Source organism: Bradyrhizobium sp. USDA 3364 (assembly GCF_054056355.1).
This window is the reverse complement of the sequence record NZ_JBSRYG010000002.1, coordinates 7,798,278-7,813,859: the sequence shown is the minus strand read 5'-3', so window position 1 is coordinate 7,813,859 and position 15,582 is coordinate 7,798,278. Positions and strand designations below refer to the sequence as shown.

20 protein-coding genes and 2 pseudogenes are annotated in these 15,582 nt (G+C 59.8%); 11 read left to right on the top strand and 11 right to left on the bottom strand.

Going from position 1 to position 15,582, the window contains the following annotated elements; translation table 11 throughout:
* Position 1: 1 nt before the first annotated feature.
* The 4 genes from ACVILL_RS36980 to ACVILL_RS36965 form a co-directional block, all read right to left on the bottom strand.
* Positions 2-721 carry a DUF7168 domain-containing protein gene (locus ACVILL_RS36980; RefSeq protein ID WP_456733529.1) on the bottom strand — a complete coding sequence of 240 codons (720 nt, stop codon included), beginning with the start codon at positions 719-721 and terminating at the stop codon, positions 2-4.
* On the bottom strand, positions 721-1,545 hold the full coding sequence (locus ACVILL_RS36975) for a hypothetical protein (protein ID WP_456733528.1): 825 nt from the start codon (positions 1,543-1,545) through the stop codon (positions 721-723). Before ACVILL_RS36975 ends, ACVILL_RS36980 begins: the two co-directional genes overlap by 1 nt.
* Positions 1,546-2,331: 786 nt before the next feature.
* Positions 2,332-3,600 carry a hypothetical protein gene (locus ACVILL_RS36970; RefSeq protein ID WP_456733527.1) on the bottom strand — a complete coding sequence of 423 codons (1,269 nt, stop codon included), beginning with the start codon at positions 3,598-3,600 and terminating at the stop codon, positions 2,332-2,334.
* 176 nt (positions 3,601-3,776) lie between these two features.
* Positions 3,777-4,289, bottom strand: a complete 513-nt coding sequence (locus ACVILL_RS36965) for a hypothetical protein (protein WP_456733526.1) — start codon at positions 4,287-4,289, stop codon at positions 3,777-3,779.
* 89 nt (positions 4,290-4,378) lie between these two features.
* Here ACVILL_RS36965 and ACVILL_RS36960 point away from each other — a divergent pair, with 89 nt between their 5' ends.
* The 3 genes and pseudogenes from ACVILL_RS36960 (at position 4,379) to ACVILL_RS36950 (ending at position 5,787) form a co-directional block, all read left to right on the top strand.
* Complete coding sequence (locus ACVILL_RS36960) at positions 4,379-4,621, top strand: helix-turn-helix domain-containing protein (RefSeq protein ID WP_456733525.1); 243 nt, start codon at positions 4,379-4,381, stop codon at positions 4,619-4,621.
* A gap of 102 nt (positions 4,622-4,723) precedes the next feature.
* Positions 4,724-5,142: pseudogene (locus ACVILL_RS36955) on the top strand (ATP-binding protein); the annotation flags it as partial.
* A 231-nt stretch (positions 5,143-5,373) separates the two neighbouring features.
* On the top strand, positions 5,374-5,787 hold the full coding sequence (locus ACVILL_RS36950; protein ID WP_456733524.1) for an integrase arm-type DNA-binding domain-containing protein: 414 nt from the start codon (positions 5,374-5,376) through the stop codon (positions 5,785-5,787).
* A gap of 373 nt (positions 5,788-6,160) precedes the next feature.
* On the opposite strand, the gene ACVILL_RS36945 is transcribed toward ACVILL_RS36950, so the two are convergent.
* Entirely contained in the window at positions 6,161-6,388 is a 228-nt protein-coding gene (locus tag ACVILL_RS36945; protein ID WP_456733523.1) for a hypothetical protein, read from the bottom strand.
* A gap of 34 nt (positions 6,389-6,422) precedes the next feature.
* On the opposite strand from ACVILL_RS36945, the gene ACVILL_RS36940 reads away from it, so the two are divergent.
* Together ACVILL_RS36940 and ACVILL_RS36935 are read left to right on the top strand one after the other, a co-directional pair.
* Positions 6,423-6,707 carry a hypothetical protein gene (locus ACVILL_RS36940; protein WP_456733522.1) on the top strand — a complete coding sequence of 95 codons (285 nt, stop codon included), beginning with the start codon at positions 6,423-6,425 and terminating at the stop codon, positions 6,705-6,707.
* Positions 6,708-7,272: 565 nt separating this feature from the next.
* Positions 7,273-7,728: an Hsp20 family protein gene (locus tag ACVILL_RS36935; protein WP_456733521.1), complete on the top strand. Its 456-nt coding sequence runs from the start codon at positions 7,273-7,275 to the stop codon at positions 7,726-7,728.
* 200 nt (positions 7,729-7,928) lie between these two features.
* On the opposite strand, the gene tnpC is transcribed toward ACVILL_RS36935, so the two are convergent.
* From tnpC to tnpA, 3 genes are read right to left on the bottom strand one after another with little or no spacing between them, the layout of a single operon-like run.
* A complete protein-coding gene (gene tnpC / locus ACVILL_RS36930) occupies positions 7,929-9,581 on the bottom strand; it encodes an IS66 family transposase (RefSeq protein ID WP_456728131.1) in 1,653 nt (550 codons plus the stop codon).
* 47 nt (positions 9,582-9,628) lie between these two features.
* Positions 9,629-9,976: an IS66 family insertion sequence element accessory protein TnpB gene (gene tnpB / locus ACVILL_RS36925; protein ID WP_165124204.1), complete on the bottom strand. Its 348-nt coding sequence runs from the start codon at positions 9,974-9,976 to the stop codon at positions 9,629-9,631.
* Entirely contained in the window at positions 9,973-10,374 is a 402-nt protein-coding gene (gene tnpA / locus ACVILL_RS36920) for an IS66-like element accessory protein TnpA (protein ID WP_166205105.1), read from the bottom strand. The genes tnpB and tnpA overlap by 4 nt, the downstream gene beginning before the upstream one ends.
* Before the next feature lie 66 nt (positions 10,375-10,440).
* On the opposite strand from tnpA, the gene ACVILL_RS36915 reads away from it, so the two are divergent.
* The 3 genes from ACVILL_RS36915 (at position 10,441) to ACVILL_RS36905 (ending at position 11,774) form a co-directional block, all read left to right on the top strand.
* The gene (locus ACVILL_RS36915; RefSeq protein WP_456733520.1) at positions 10,441-10,737 is read left to right on the top strand and encodes a hypothetical protein; all 297 of its coding nucleotides are present in this window, start codon (positions 10,441-10,443) and stop codon (positions 10,735-10,737) included.
* A gap of 11 nt (positions 10,738-10,748) precedes the next feature.
* Entirely contained in the window at positions 10,749-11,177 is a 429-nt protein-coding gene (locus ACVILL_RS36910; RefSeq protein ID WP_456733519.1) for a hypothetical protein, read from the top strand.
* 354 nt (positions 11,178-11,531) lie between these two features.
* Complete coding sequence (locus tag ACVILL_RS36905) at positions 11,532-11,774, top strand: DUF6894 family protein (RefSeq protein ID WP_456733518.1); 243 nt, start codon at positions 11,532-11,534, stop codon at positions 11,772-11,774.
* A 23-nt stretch (positions 11,775-11,797) separates the two neighbouring features.
* On the opposite strand, the gene ACVILL_RS36900 is transcribed toward ACVILL_RS36905, so the two are convergent.
* Positions 11,798-12,058, bottom strand: coding sequence for a hypothetical protein (locus ACVILL_RS36900; protein ID WP_456733517.1), 261 nt, complete (start codon positions 12,056-12,058; stop codon positions 11,798-11,800).
* 26 nt (positions 12,059-12,084) lie between these two features.
* Between ACVILL_RS36900 and ACVILL_RS36895 the strand changes: the two are divergent.
* Positions 12,085-12,189 (top strand): annotated as a pseudogene (locus ACVILL_RS36895) (hypothetical protein); the annotation flags it as partial.
* A gap of 105 nt (positions 12,190-12,294) precedes the next feature.
* Here ACVILL_RS36895 and ACVILL_RS36890 read toward each other — a convergent pair.
* Positions 12,295-13,014, bottom strand: coding sequence for a metallophosphoesterase family protein (locus ACVILL_RS36890; protein ID WP_456733516.1), 720 nt, complete (start codon positions 13,012-13,014; stop codon positions 12,295-12,297).
* Positions 13,007-13,810, bottom strand: coding sequence for a hypothetical protein (locus tag ACVILL_RS36885; RefSeq protein WP_456733515.1), 804 nt, complete (start codon positions 13,808-13,810; stop codon positions 13,007-13,009). Before ACVILL_RS36885 ends, ACVILL_RS36890 begins: the two co-directional genes overlap by 8 nt.
* A gap of 375 nt (positions 13,811-14,185) precedes the next feature.
* Between ACVILL_RS36885 and ACVILL_RS36880 the strand changes: the two genes are divergently transcribed.
* Together ACVILL_RS36880 and ACVILL_RS36875 are read left to right on the top strand one after the other, a co-directional pair.
* Positions 14,186-14,554, top strand: coding sequence for a nuclear transport factor 2 family protein (locus tag ACVILL_RS36880; protein ID WP_456733514.1), 369 nt, complete (start codon positions 14,186-14,188; stop codon positions 14,552-14,554).
* Between the two features lie 170 nt (positions 14,555-14,724).
* Positions 14,725-15,024 (top strand): hypothetical protein, encoded by a 300-nt coding sequence (locus ACVILL_RS36875; protein ID WP_456733513.1) that lies wholly within the window; start codon positions 14,725-14,727, stop codon positions 15,022-15,024.
* Positions 15,025-15,582 lie beyond the last annotated feature (558 nt).

The following is a 15,582-nucleotide window of genomic DNA, read 5'->3' as shown; positions in this document are numbered from 1 at the left end:
GTCAGCTCTTGCCAAGCCGCAGAGTCGCATCGGCGCCTGACACCGGCCTGCCAAAGCTTGCGCGATCGCCAGCGCTTTGCCCGGCAGCCATGGCACTATCACTAAAGCCGGCGCAACTGTGGCTGCTCGATCGCAGACATATTCCCTCAGCTTTGAGCAGGTCTTTGATGGCCTGGTCCTTGGCGACGACCAAAGCGTTGCCGTTTGTGGTGCGCTCGGTCCTTGACTGATCGCACATCTTAATCAGGCGATCAGTGAGACGCCCGGTGCATCCAATGACGAAGCCGCGGATTTCCGCCTTGCGCTCTTTCCCATCGGGGGCCAAGCAATCAAGCAAAAACTCGAATAGCGCATCGTGTACGAAATTTGACAAGTGTTCGAGCAACCATGTCGCAAAAGCAATATCCGATTTGAACCCGGCGAAGGTAAGCCCGACCCTGGTGTGGTCGCGATAAATCCTCACATTGCAGTACTGACTGACGGCGAAGGCTAACTGCCACTTGATTTTATGGGTGTCGCGAGCGTCCGCTTCGCTCTCGTTGTGAAGGATAGCTTTCTCTTCCCGGCCTAACTGCAGCTCGTCATCCGTTATCTCGTGCGCGTCGATCCAGGCCCGCGCCTTGGCGAGTGCGGATAGCTCCTCTTCCTCGGTACAGCCGTTCTCCCGCGTCTTGAGCAGCAGCGCCTTGATCTTCTCGATGATTGAATCACGGTCGGCCATCAGCGTGCCTCCGTCGTGATCGACTCGGCGGCGCGCTTTTTGGTGGCCTGCTCGGTAGTGCCGGCGTTCTGCTTTCGATCGAGGCATGCGGGAAGGTCGAGGCCGTCGTCGGTCGACGTGGTGCTGATCGGCGCAGTGGTCGGCGTGTCGGGCACGGGCACGGTCTCGATCTTGCTGGTTTCGAGATCGATGACGGCCTTCAGGATCGCCGCGGCCTCGCGCAACTCGGTCAGTGTGTGTGTGCCCTCAAGCATCGCGATAGACTTCCCGCGAAACATCCGGAGCCCGCCGATCGCGCGGCTGAACACGGAACGCTCAGCCAAACCGCTCGACGTCGTGGCAGCCTGCTCGTCGATCTCCTTAGCGGTGATGTCACCGACTGGCTCTACCTTGTCGGACCCCGTGGTTGCTGACTGCACGGGTCCGTCTGCTGCATTACGTAATGCAGCGTCCGCTTTGGGTTTCGGCTTGGGATCGGTTTTTGGCAGCGCCGCCTTCTCCTTCTCCCGCTCGATCTTCTCGGCCTTCAGCTTGTCCCGATGCCGCTGTTGCGCGGCGGCGTTTTCAATCCGATGCTGCTCAAAGTCTTTGAGCCCAAGAGCGAAGCCGATCAGGTCATGTGCGCGGCGCACTTGCACACCGCCAGCAAGTTGAAGGAATCTCGCGAAGGCCATTTTTGTTGGGTGCCGCTTCTGGGCCTCGGCAAGCAACCTGCCTGCCGCGACCGCTTTCTCGTTCCGCATTTCCGTTGCAACGCGGTAATCCTCCATAGCTTTGACGATCTTCGCCGCAAGCTTTGCATCGTCTTGATCAGCGTTGGACATTACTGCACCGCCTTCTCGCGCTGTTCGCTCTCGCGGACTACTACGTGCATACGATCGCGAACCGATCGCACGATTTCGGCGGTGATGGACGATGCGTTATGTTTCGCTTGGCCTTCCAGCCACGAACGGACATCGGCTGGCAAACGGACAAGTGTTTGGCGTGCATCTAATCTGTTCATTTTGAGCAATCCCAGGAACATTTTATATTTAAAATATTGGGACTGAATAGCGCAACGGAAGGGATGTAAACCGCTGAAATCCTTCACCAAACTGGTGAAACGATGTGCCCGTTAGGTACATCATTGTTGGATCAATGGTTTATGGGCGAATTCTGAAGAACATTAACTTTCAGACGGGCACCCAAAAAAGAAAAGGCCGCCCGAAGGCGGCCTCTGCATTGGTGATATGCGACGATACGCGGCGACGGCGCCGAACTCGCGCGCGAGCCTCATGACGCGCCTTGACCCGCACACGGGTCGATAGCCGTCAACCATACGCTCGGCGAATAGCCGCTGCACGTCGATGTCGAGCCGGTCGACTTTCCCGGCGAGCTCGAACGCGCCCCGGTTATCGCGGTTCCCGAGATGACCTTGCATTTGGCGCGGAAGCCCCGCGCACCGTGGTAACCGGTGAAACAGATGCGCAGCCTTGTGAAGCAGTGATCATCGAAATTATCATCGTCGAGATTCTAGAGCCTGTCGCCGTCGCGCTCGACCTCGGCGAGACGGTCGGCCATGGTGAATAGGTTGGCGTCGACATTGATGATGGTGGCGCGTTTGGTGATGGTCATGCGTCGTGCCCGTCCATTTCCCTGATGCGCTGTTCAAGTGGTGACACCCAGTCATTGCGCCGCTTGATCAATTTCCATCGGAAATGTTTGGCGATCAGAATCGCTGCATCCATGTCGTCGGTGCCGCGTACGAAATGCGAATAGATCTCCGCCTCGATCAGGACATTCAGTGGCCTCCTGTATTCTCTGGTGATGTAGCCGCTGACGCTTTCGCGGTACCTGTCCCACACTATTCGGTGCGCGATCTCGGCGGCTGCTTGCGAGGCTGTTACGCCCCAGTACGGCAGGAGGCTGTGCGCGGCGTTGTTCTTCCAGTGGTGAAATAGCCGGTGACGCCAGTCCTTGCATTCCGACAGTATGGCGCCAACGTCCTGACACCAGCGCGCGATTTCGTCGGGATCGCCATTGATTCCGGGGTTCGAACTCAGCCATTCATTGACCTGTCGCAACGGCTCGTGCAGCCGCCAGTCAAACGCCTCCATCTCGGCGCGACGGTTGGCATCGGGCAGCCATTCGAACAGCACTCGGAACTTGGTGTCGAGTTGCAGCGTCGAGCGCACATTGAATGACAGGCGCGATTTGCGCGCCCGCAGCAACCGTAGGACCTCATAGTAGCCGTAGCTCAGGCGCGGCAGCAAATTCAAGGTCTTGCCGCTATTGTCCGCACGATATTGCGACTCAGCGACATGGTCATTGCGGCGCGGCTGGATTTCGACCACGAGGTCGATGTCGCCGAGATCGTTGCTGTCAGTGAGGTACGACCCGAACGCGGTGATCTTGTGAACGAAGAACACCAGCTCGTCGCGCATGTTGATCTCGTTCGCCCGTGTGATCAGGGCAGCTACCTCGTTGTCTGCCTTGGCGCGATCGAAGCGTTTCGTCAGGTTCGCAGCCGCAAGCCGCCGTCCCTTTATGCTGGTCTGATATTTGGCTTTGTCGAGCTTGTTTTTCGGTTCGTTCGGTTCGAGGTAGCCCTCGGCGAGCAGCGCCGCGAAGACGCGCTTCGCCTCGGCGGGCTTGATCGACTTGAACTTGAAGCCCCAGATTCTGCACACCTCCTTGCGGTCATAGTCTCGCGTGCGAATGCTGGCGGGGATTCTCGGATTAACCGTGCGGGCAGCGTCTACCGAGCTGCGCCAATGCTCGGTATTGAGGAATTCAAGGACCGCCTCCGCGTCGGGGCGGCATTCGTTGAGGTGGCGCATCAGATCGCGCGCTGTCTTAACTGGCAGCCCGGCGATGCTGGTGTTGGGATTGAGTTTCATTTGGTTTGTGTTGCTCCTGCGTCCGGAAGGAAAGCGCCCAACGAATCCCAAGAGATCGCTGCAATGCTTTGCCACATGGTCGCCCGAGCAGGCGTTTCAGCTGCGCCTTGATCTCAGCGAGCGGTTGCAGCGCTGCACGGCGGTTGCAGCGGCCCGGTTCTTGTCATGGTGGGTAGTTATTTGGCGCCGCCGCCAAGGGCATGCAGAGCTGCGCCTAAAGCGGCGGCAACTTCACGGAAAGGCGCAGAGCGTGATGTCAGCATCCTTCTCCTGACAAGCTCCATGCACGCGACGGCGTTGGTCATCTCCGTTTGCTCTGCGATCCGCCGCAATCGGTCCATTTCCCGAGCGTCGATCCGTCTTGCGTCGCCATACCAAATATCTTTCGTTCGATTGAAGGACATTCCCAGCCGTCGCGAGGCGCGTAGGATCGCCGTCTTGACGCTGTCGCCGACGAGCCTTGGTTCGGCGCAGAGATGCACTAGGTCCCGTGCTTCATCGACGGGTGAGCCGCAGGACGAGCGAGATAACTCTGGTGGCGAAGGTTCAATCGTCGCGTCGTAAGTCGGGTACATATAGCTTGGGTCATTCTTTTCTTTCGGACATTCACGTTCTCCTTGAGATCGTAGGGCGCGAAGGTCAGAGGGGGCCGAGCGGGCATAGTTCCGCCGTTCACCGGCAAGGCGCATTGGGTTGCTCACGGATTGATTGTTTGATAGAAAATCTATTAACGTGTCTGAGATCGGAAATCAATAGAAATTCTATCATTGGGGCAAAAATGATTTCGGTTCGTCAGTTGAAAGCCGCACGCGCGCTATTGGCGTGGTCACAGGGGGATTTGGCTCAAGCCTCGGGAATATCTGAGCCGACAATTGCACGCCTTGAAGCGACTGATGGACCTGTTCGGGGGCGGCCAGGTACGGCCGCGGCCTTAGTCGGCGCCCTCGAGAAGGCCGGCGTCGAGTTCATCCCGGAGAACGGGGGAGGGGCTGGGGTGAGACTTGAAAAAAAGAAGCGTTAGGGTTTGGAGTGTCCTCATGAAGATGCGCTGCCTAGTGAACCACGCTCCTCCCCAATATGTAGGAGTTCCATAGTATTGGTGGGTTCGTGTCTCCCAAGCTCGATCGTGCCAACTGCCGTGAAGCGCCAGCACGAACCTCAGCGCATTGTCGGCGACCTGCTTAACGTCGAGATCAACGAGAAGCAGGCCCGCTCGATCAAGTACCAGCTGACCATTGCCAAGCTGCCGCTTGCCAAGGACATCGCCGACTTCCAGTTCGACGGCACGCCGATCAATCAGACTCTCGTCATGATCTCGCTGGCGGCGGCTTCATCGCCCAACAACGCAATGTCGTGCTGGTTGGCGGCTCCGGCACAGGCAAGACCCACCTGGCCATTGCCATCGCCAGAAGCTGCATCTAATCCGGTGCCCGCGGCCGCTTCTTCAACGTAGTCGATCTCGTCAATCGCCTCGAGACCGAGACCCGCAACGGACGGCAAGGACGGCTCGCCGAGCATCTGACCCGGATGGGCTTTATTTTGGCATTCGGTGATACACGCCGAAACTAGAAAAGCCCTTTAAAACAAGCCTTTTTCGATTAGCCTGTTTCGGGGCGCTTCGGCGGGTTTCGCCAAATCTAGGGCCCGGCCCCAAAGGCCGGCTCTATTGGTCAAACCCTTTAGGAGCCTGAAGCCTAAAATGGATACTACCACGACCACCCAACCTGCCGGCAAGCGCGGCCGCAATGGCAATCTCATCCTGACCGATCGCCTGTGCGAGAAGCGCGTCGCCAAGCGCGTCAAGATTTACGCCGCAAATGCCCGGGCCTCTACGTCAGCATCATCCCGGCGGGCGTCGCGACCTTCTACTTCAAGTTCACCGATCCTTCTGCTGGCAAACAGCGCACCGTCCGGCTCGGCGTCTACAATCCTGAAACCTTCGCCACCGACGATGCCCGCAGCAAGGTCTATGCCTTGAAGGCGCTCGACCCGGCCATGCTGGTCGAGCAGATGCGCCAGACCAAGGCGGCCAGGGGCAAGCATGGCAAGACGGTCGCGAAGATCATCGAGGCGCGCATCGACTGGATGAAGCAGGATGAGGTGAAGGAGGACGGCGAAAAGCGGTCCCGATCGAGAGTTGGAAGAATGTCGCTAGCCATCTGCGACGCTTCGTCAAGCCGAGCTTGAGTGCCAAGATCGCCAGCGACGTGACGCGGGACGATATCGCGAAACTCACCGACGACATCCTCGACGGCGAGTTCGGCAAGCCGTCCAAGAGCAATGCCCGCCACATGCGCCGCGCGGTCTCGGGCCTGTACAATTGGGCCGCGCAGCCGGGCCGCAGTTACGTTCCAGAGGCTGTCGGCCCTGCTCGAACCTGCCCAAGCTGCCCAAGGAGCATGCCGGCAAGCGGGTTCTGTCCGAGGACGAGATCAGGACGTTGTGGCATGGTCTCGACCGCGACGATCTGCCATGGGATCGGCGGACCCGGTTGGCGATCAAGTTCGAGTTGGTCACCATGCTGCGCACGGCCGAACTGCGCGCGGCCCATCGCGACGAACTAATTGGCCTCGACGGCGAGATGCCGCAGTTTCGCATTCCCGCCAAGCGGGTCAAGAAGCGCTGGGTCATCGAGCAGCCGCTGTCCTCTCTCGCGGTCGAGATCATCCGCGAGGCGATAGCGGGCGACGATCAGCAATTCGTCTTTGACAGTCCGGTCTATCCCGGCCAGCCGATCCACCGCACCGCGCTGGCGACGGCCCTGCGCGGCACCAAGCACGAGAAGCATCCCGACAAGTCCCAAGACGCCGGGCCTGTGCGAATTGCTGGGCTTGAAGCCATTCACGCCGCACGACCTGCGCCGGACCGCCGCGACGCTGGCCGGCGAGCTTGGCTTCTCGGAGGCCGCGATTGCCAAATGCCTCGACCACGCGGTGACCAAGGACGACGGCGAGAGGATCAACCGGGTGACGACCACCGTCTACAATCAGTCCAAGGGGATGCAACAGAAGCGCGCGGTGCTGGATGGCGTCGCAGCCGAGTTGCGGAGGATCATTGGCGAGCCTCCTGCAAAGGACATTGTGCCGAAGCTGCGACTCGCGGCCTGATCAACGCAAGTTCCCAAACTTTGGGGCTTGAGCAGCCCGGTCAGCGCCACGCTGGCCGGGTTTTCGCATCTTGCGACGCCGTTTGGTGTCGCTTAGACGTTGGGCTGTCGAGAGCGGGGTGTTTATGGACCGAACAACCTTCCTCTTTTGGCTTTCGATTGTTTGGCTTGTCGTGCTCTCAGGCGCGATGCTCTTCTCTGTCTTTGCGCATTAACGGGTAGGCACTTCGTTCCTTGCCGAAATTGGAACGCGCAGAACGCGCCATTTGGCCGCTGGTGCATTCCCCGGGCGTCCGGAAGTTGGGCCGGGCTCCAACACGGCACGATCCCTACGCGCGTAGACGTTGTTCGCCGCGCGGCGACAACCGGTCAGCCTAGCCCGGGCCGCACCCCGTCTGCTGCGACAATTTTTCACGCTAGAGGTCTTGAAACCAGTTCGGACTTTTCTAATTCTTTTGGCGCCACCCACGGTGGCGTCCGGGCGCTCCTTCGGGGGCCCGGGCGAGACGGGCGCCGGTCGTGTCCGGTGCCGTTCATATCCATCTTGCTCTTTGGAGGATTTGGCTATGCGCACATATGACTTCTCCCCCTTCTTCCGATCGACGATCGGCTTTGACCGCCTGTTCGATCTGGCCGAGACGGTCCAGCGGGCCGGCGAGGAAAGCTATCCGCCCTACAACATCGAGCGGCTTGCCGAGGATCGCTATCAAATCGCCCTAGCGATCGCCGGCTTCTCCCCGAACGAAATCTCGGTCACAGCAGAGCAAAACGTCCTGACGATCGAAGGCAACAAGGTCGAAAAGGCTGAGCGCGAGTACCTCTATCGAGGAATATCGACCCGGCACTTCAAGCGTCAGTTCAGCTTGGCCGATTACGTGCAGGTGAAAAGCGCTTCCTTCGACAACGGCCTGCTGTGCATCGAATTGGCGCGCGAAGTGCCCGAAGCGATGAAGCCGCGGCAAATTGCTATCAATGACGCTGCGAGGACAGGGCCGCGCCAGATTGAGGGCAAGGCGGCTTAGCAATTGACGCCGCGCGCCAATTTCGGGCGCGCGGCACCAAGGTTCTGATCAACTCGTCTAACGAATGGAGGCAACCATGCGGCCGACGACCGCGCTTGATACCAATGTCTTCGATCTCAATGCGTACGCATACGACGAGGACCGCGTGATGGACGCATGCGCGCGGGTACGGCGAGCTCTATGATGGCGTTGCGTGAAGGTCAGGCGGCCTGCTGATCGGCGGGCTTGTCGGCTTGGCGCAGGAGCTTCCATTCCCAGGGCAGCAATTCGTGCAGACGCGATGCGGGAAGATCGGCGATACGGGCGAGGACGTTGGCGAGCCAGGCTTTCGGATCGACGTCGTTGAGACGACAGGTCGTGATCATCGTCAGCATGATGGCGGCACGGTCGGCACCACGCTGGCTGCCGGCGAAGGTCCAGTTGCGCCTTCCCAAGGCGATGCCTCTCAATGCGCGCTCAGCACAATTGTTGGTCAAGCAGATCCTGCCATCGTCGAGGAAGCGGGCGAAGTCGTCCCAGCGCCTGAGCATGTAATTCATAGGCTTCAGGACCTCGGAGGAGCGAGAGAGGGTTTCGCGCTCACGCAGCAACCAGGCGTGCATGTCCCCGAGGAGCGGCTTGCTCTTTTCCTGGCGCACGGCGCGCCGCTCTTCGGCGCCGCAGCCGTTAATGGCGCGCTCGATCTCGAACAACACATCCAGGCGCCTGACCGCCTCCAGCGCGATCGGAGAGACCGGTTTACCTCTCTTGCCTTCCCGGGCATTCTTCTCGATGTCAGCCAGCTCGAAGAAGCCCCGCCGCGCATGGGCGAAGCAAAACGCCGGCGTAATCGGCAGCACCTTCTTCTGCGGGTCGAACAGCGGCTCGAAGCCGTTGTAGCAATCGGCTTGCAGGATGCCGGCGAAGGCGGCCAGATGCTTCTGCGGATGCTCGCCTCGTCGGTCGCTCGAGGCGTAATAGACCGCCGCCGGCGGCGCAGGCCCGGCAAAGGGCCGGTCATCCCGCACATAAGTCCAGATCCGCCCGGTCGTGCACTTGCCCTTCGCCAGGATACGGATGGTGGTGTCATCGCCATGAAGGCGCTCAGCAGCGAGCACATGGCGTTCGATCAAGTGGAAGAGTGGCATGACGGCGAAGGTCCCGTGGCCGACCTGGTCGGCCAGCGTCGACAGCGGCAAATCGATCCTCTCGGCCTTAAAGCGCGCACTCTGGCGGTTGAGCGGGATATGCATGCCGAACTTGTCGAACAGGATCGTCGCCAGCAATTGTGGGCCGATGAAGCCGCGCGGCGTGGCATGGAACGGCGCAGGCGGCTGGCTGATCTTCTCGCAATCGCGGCAGGTGAACTTCTCGCGCACTGTCTCGATGACCTTGAAGCGACGCGGGATCTCCTCCAGCGTCTTGGTCACATCCTCGCCGACCTTCGCCAGCCGCGATCCGCCGCAGCAGGCGCAGCTCGTCGGAGCGTCAATGACGACGCGCTCGTGTTCGATGTCGTCCGGCCAAGGCTTGCGCACCGGCCGCTTGCGCGTGAAGGGGCGGACGTTCTGCGTCTTCGCCGCTGCGGCCTGCGCCGCAAGCTCATCCTCGCTCGCCGTGGCGACGAGGTCTTCGAGCTCCAGTTCCAACTGCTCGAGCAGCCGCGCCGTGCGCTCGGAGCGCTGCCCGTACAGTTCGCGTTTGAGCTTCTCGATCCGCAGCTCGAGATGCGCGACCAGCGCCTCGTTGTTCGACAGCTCCGCCTGCGCGCTGGCAGCCATCGCCTCAGCTCGCAGCCGCGCCTCACGCTCGGCCTGCAGCGCCGCCAGGGCACTGACAAGGTCCGATGGAAGATCGTCCGGCTTTGATATCACGAAGCCATTGAATCAGATCAAGCAGCAGATTCAAACCTGCAAAACGACTAACCGACCCGCGTCGGACGCTGGGTTTCTTGAGGGTTGCGCCAATCGATCCCGGACAACAGATAGCTCAATTGCGCCGGAGAGATCGTTACCGATTCACCGGCAACCGATGGCCAGATGAACCTTCCTCTCTCGAGTCTTTTGGTAAACAAGCATGCTCCCTGGCCATCGTGCCAGATCATCTTCACAAGATCGCTGCGGCGACCGCGGAAGACGAACAGATGACCGCTGAGCGGGTCTTTGCGCAACACCTCCTGCACTTGGAGTGCCAACGACGGAAAGCCTCTGCGCATATCCGTGTAGCCTGTCGCGAGCCACACTCGCGCGCCTGTCGGAACCGGGATCATCGGCGCACCAGGGCATCGAGAACTCGCCGCAGCGCGTCTCCATCAACGTCACCGTCGACCCGGATGCGGTGTCCGCTACCGAGATCAATCTCGATGATGCCCTGGCTCCTCCGTCGACGCGCCGGCGCCGTCGTCAATGGCGCTTCGGCCACATCCCGCGGCGGCACAGACGGCCCAATCTCGACCGGCACCAACGGCGCTACACTCGTTTCACCGTGCTTGCAAAGCTCTTTGCGCCACCTGAACAGCTGGCTCACATGAAGGCCGGCCATGCGAGCCACCTCGGAAACAGTGGCTCCGGGCTCGAACGATGCTGCAACTAGCCGTTCCTTCTCATCCTGTGACCACCGACGCCGCCGCTCGACCGATGTGATCACCTCTGCCCGCGAAATCGTCATAGCGCTTCTCCTAGGATTACCCCTAGGACCTGCAGCGCTCGCGTCCGTCAAACAAGGCGGCCCTCAATGGAGGGATACCTCAATGCTCTATTGCATCCCGGCACAACTTTCGATCACCCCAATGACGTCTTGGCGCATCCTTCGCTCTCCGTCGCCGAGAAGAAGGCCATTCTGGCGTCTTGGGCTTCCGATGCGGCAGCTATCGCGTCGTGCCCCTCACTACGCGCACCCGAGGGACTAAGGGCCCCCGTATCGATCGACGTTATCCTGGAAGCTCTGTGCACTCTCGATGATCCTCCACGTCACCCACCGGGCGGCAAGCCAAATCCGCTTTGCTCGACGGACAGAGCGCTAGCGGCTTAGAGGAGGTGTTTATGGATCGGATCAACCTGCCCAACCATGTGGTCGATAAGATTGAACGTCGCTGGGCAACGAAGCTCGAACAGTCGCTTGGAGATGGCTCCCGGATGATCATCGACAAGAATATGGCCCGTATGCGCACGCATCAAAGCAATATCCGCCGGTATGACCGCCTGCTGCAAACAAACTTGTCGGATGTCGAGCGCCAGTACGTCGGCAAGCGTCTCGCGGAGGAGCGGGCAGCCTTGCAACGCCTCGCCGATGCTACCTTTCCGATCGCGTTCAACATGCCGGGCACGACACCAGCCGGCATAGTGCGCGGATGGGTACTGGCCGAAATAGGCCACTCAACAGAACGAAACAGGCCACTGACTGGAATCGAAAGGGGCCGCTTCACGCGCGGCCCCTTGCCGGTTTGCGTATCAGTTCGTGATGAAATCTAGCCCCGGCAAGAAGAGACTAGAGTTTTCCACAGACGATTTGTATTCCGTGGAAATACGGTGTTTCACCGCAGGAACTTTCTGGCGTGCGGAGCCAATTCGCCAGAACAAAACAGGCCATTACACGGGAACGACTCCAGATCGGGAAAATTATGAATGCAGAGGAGAGGACAGCGGAGGCGCGTCCTGCCCTCTAATTGCCCTCCGGACGCGCACTCGCTTGTATCAGTCCCAGCGCGAACCTTCCCCGGGGCGCTGGGACTGGTCTTTTAGGACAAGGCTACTCGCCATAAGCGGGCCACTAGGAACGCATGCTGGCGGTTTGCTTTGGGGTATCGGAAATGACATGAGCGTCCGATGCCTCGATACTACTTCGACCTGAAAGACAGTACCGGCACTGCCGTTGATGAGGAAGGCTTAGACCTGCGGGATTTGGAAGCGGCGCAGAGCGAAGCCGCGCTATCCTTGGGAGGCATGGCTCGGGATGCGGTATCCACCGTCCATGGAAACGGGAGTGACCAAATGGAAATCGCGGTCCGCGACGACGACGGGCCTGTGATGGTCGTGCGCTTTTCCTTTGAGATCAGCCGGAAGAATTGAGGCGACGGCCGGACTGCCCGACCTTATTGCGTGACCCCGGGCCAAAGCGAGGCGATCTGTGAGCAAGCGCTTTCGACCTCCTTCAACCTCTGCTTGATCGATTTGATGCCGGGGTAGACCTTGCCGCTGGCGAGGTCGATCACCATGCAATACGCAGGTTGTGGCATCCCGTCTTTCCATAAGTGATCTTTGCAGAAGGCGTTCATCATGGCGGAGACAAGGTTTGCCTGTTCTTGGTCCATGGGTTCGGTTTTAGGAAAGTGGAGCTTGATACCTCCAACCAAATCCTCTCCCGTTCAAAACGGGCGGCCTTCACATGAACTCCAAAGAGCCAGCTAATACCATTGGTTCAGTGCTCACCCGGCGCATGGCCGAGGTCGGGGACGTGGTGCGTGTTGGGCGCGGAACGTGGGGACTAAAGGAGTGGTACCCGAACCGCAGCTTCCGCGAGCTTCGGGCTGAGCCCCCAGACCCGCCACCGGCCCGTGGTTGGGTGCAACAGCCTCCGCAAAGCCAACAGCTAGACCGTAATCATGGCATAAGGCAAGCAATCAGGCTTCTGTACGTGCACGGCGACATTGTACACGCGCGCTCCAGCCGGGGTGCGCCCCTCATACTTGCCGCGGTGTGCATGGCCATGCACCACCGCGCTCACTCTAAAGCGGTCAATGGTCTCCGCAAGGCGCGAGCATCCGAGAAACGGATAGATCTCCAGCGGTTCGCCTTCGACAGTTTCAACGATCGGCGCGTAATGCAGGACGACAACTGCACGCTGACTGTTCACGGTGCGCATGATATTTTCGAGTCGCATCGCTTCGTTCACTGCTTCAGCAACGAACGTCTTGATCGCGGGTTCTCCGAATGAACTGAGCATGCGCGGTCCGAACCCGCCCGCGAAGCCCTTTACTCCCACAAATGCCACACCATTTACTTCGGTCGCCTGCCCGTCCAGCAGGCGTAGGCCCGCATCGCAAAGAATCTGCTTCACCTCGTCGACATGCCCCGACTCGTAGTCGTGGTTTCCGAGAACGCCGATCACCGGGACGGTGCATGCACGCAGTTCCTCCGCCAGAAGGCGCGCCTGACTCGGAGTCCCGGTATCGGTAAGATCGCCGCAAAGAACCAGTGCCCCAGCGCTCTTTGAGATTTGGCGGAATACTTCGCGAAGCGAGCCCGGCTGGCCATCCTTCACATGAAGGTCGCCCATGCTCGCGAATGTGAATGATGCGTCATTAGTCATCGTCGCATTTGCCTTTGGCGTCCAAAAATCCCCACACTTCGACAGCGCTCTGGTAATCGGAGCGCGACAACAATCGACCGCGGCACATCCTGGCTGCTGTTGGCGGAAGTTCGCGCTGTCGATTCAGTCGTTCGAGAAGCTCGTCGAGCAGCCATGACGGAATGGCATTCCGCTCACTCGGGTAGATCCATCGGAAGATCAGCAGATGAGAGAGCAGCACTTCCCAATGAGCATCGAAATAGACCATGAGGCGTTGCCAATCGATTTGGCTACTCTGCTTCAATATGATGTTCGCGATATCCGAGCCATCATGGCGAAATCGCTTTTGGATAAAAGCCTTCGACCAGATGAGCTCGGTAGGATCGATAACCAGTACGCCAAGCCCCAGTACTTGAGCTTCGCGAGCGTGGTGAAACCATCCTTCCTGGACCGGAACGATGCCGTTGCTCGATCCGAAGATGACATCCACAAAGTACTCGCCGTAGTGGATCTTTCCGAGCCACTGATCGTCGGCGATTGACACTCGGCGACCACCGCGATTCAGGTGAGCGAGCAGTCGTTGCAATTCAGCCCTGGTCGTGAAGATGTCCAGGTCCTTCGTCGGTATTCGTGCGCCAGTGTAGGTATTAACGGCGTACCCGCCCCCAACCAGGAACGGAAGCTTGGCGTCAAGCAGTTCCGCGAGAATTTCCCTGTAGAACCGCTCCGCCTGCGCTCGACGAACTAGCCTGTCCTTCTTGCTATCCTCCGATGGCTCCGAAGACAGCCTTGGAATGTGGGGACCTCCGACGCGCACGATCTCTCTTCCAGTCTCTTGGCCGACGACTCGTCAATCGATGCCAAGAATGGAAGTTCCTCCCGGGCGAGGCGCCCTAGAGTTCCCGTCCGCCGCCCTTCGCACTCACCCCCGCCATGTCGACCCGAATCTTGACCGGAATGGAAACATTTCTGCGCGGCTTAGAGATGCCTCCGAAATACTCAGCCTGAGTTTTTGGCTTCGTTGGCGCGAGTGAATGAAGCCACTTAACCGGTTCGCCGGCGTGTTGGAGGCTGACGTTGGGCGACGCGAGAAGGCCGCGCTACAGGTGCCGACCGCCCTAATGCGGTTCAGGCTAAGTTCATGCTCTCATCCTTAGCCTGCGGATGGGGCGTTGGCAGAATGAGGTCGGTGATGTCAAACACATCAGAGGCTTTCGATGCTGTAGCGATCGTCGTCGATTGGCTGGACGCTTGCAGACATGGGCGCCTGCCGGACCTGCTCGAACTGTACGATGACGATGCCACGGTGGACTGCGGCGAAGGCGGCCGGTTCGAAGGACGGTGTGCGTTGCGCGCGTACTGGACGCTGAAGCTGCTCGATCAGGATCCTGGCGCCTTCGAGATCAAGGCAGTCGTGCCGGAAACGAGCGGCGTTTGTCTCGAGTACCGCGCTTGCGGTGGGCAGACCTTTCGGATGCGCTTCCGTTTCAACTCTGCGGGAAAGATCGCTCATACGACCTGCGGTCCGCTGGTCAGCAAAGGTGACGCGTTGGCCGCCTGACGCAGCGATCCGCTGCCGGTAGATGACCCGCGAACTCCGGTCTGCGGGCGGGAATTGTTACTGTTGGCCAGGCTGACTCGTCGATGCTTTATCGGTGCTGCGCTCACTGATCTTGTGCCAGTGTCGATCGACCACGAACGACGCCAAAGCGCCATCTGCGAACCACGGCGATGGGCCAGCGGACCCGTTTGCTCGGGCATCGCGCTGATTTCTTCCAGCAATCGAATGACCTCATCAATGGTCAAGATCGCTCGGGGATGCATGACCTGCGGCTCATCTACAGCGGCTCAACCAAGACCGTCTTGATGTTGCAAAACTCGAATGCCGAATTCTGCGAGTTCTCGACCATAGTCGGACTCCTTGATGCCACCGAATGGCATGAGCATGCGAAGCTCGCGACGACTCCAGCAAATGACGGCCCCGGCGGGCCCCCCGCTGAGGCCGTTTTGGTTCCCGACGGAATAAGGTAGCTTGGACAGTGTTGGGCGGGTGGAAGACGACTTCGGCCCCGAGCGCTCGTCCCCAATCCCAACGTACTGCGGGGCTCTTTTTATGTTTCGCGCGTTGTTTGATGTGGGGCCAGACCGCCCCGGCGCCGTCCCCATTGCCCCCGGCGCTGGGGCCGTTCTCGTTTGGTGGCACTGCAGGGGACTGGGACGCGTGTCAAAGCGGGTAACTCCAGATGGACCATCACCCGACCGTTCCAATACAATATGATTGCGCTCTAAGTATGAGCGCTAGTATGGGATGGCTCCGACGCCCTCCGTCTTAGGCCCGCGGCGCCGGGGTCGTCCCGTTGGTGAGAAGCTCAGGTAGGACACCCGTCCTGACTGACCTACGTAAATGCAGTCGCGCCAGTATCGGCACAGATTGCATACATGTTCAGATCAGATCGCCACCTGGACGCGGTGGACTACACCTTCCTCGGCTTTGCCGGGGCGTCGTTTGTCGCGTTCGTCATCAGTTTGACCTGGCTTCTGATCGGATGACGATCCACGCCTTATGGACGGGGACTTTGGCCTCAGCTT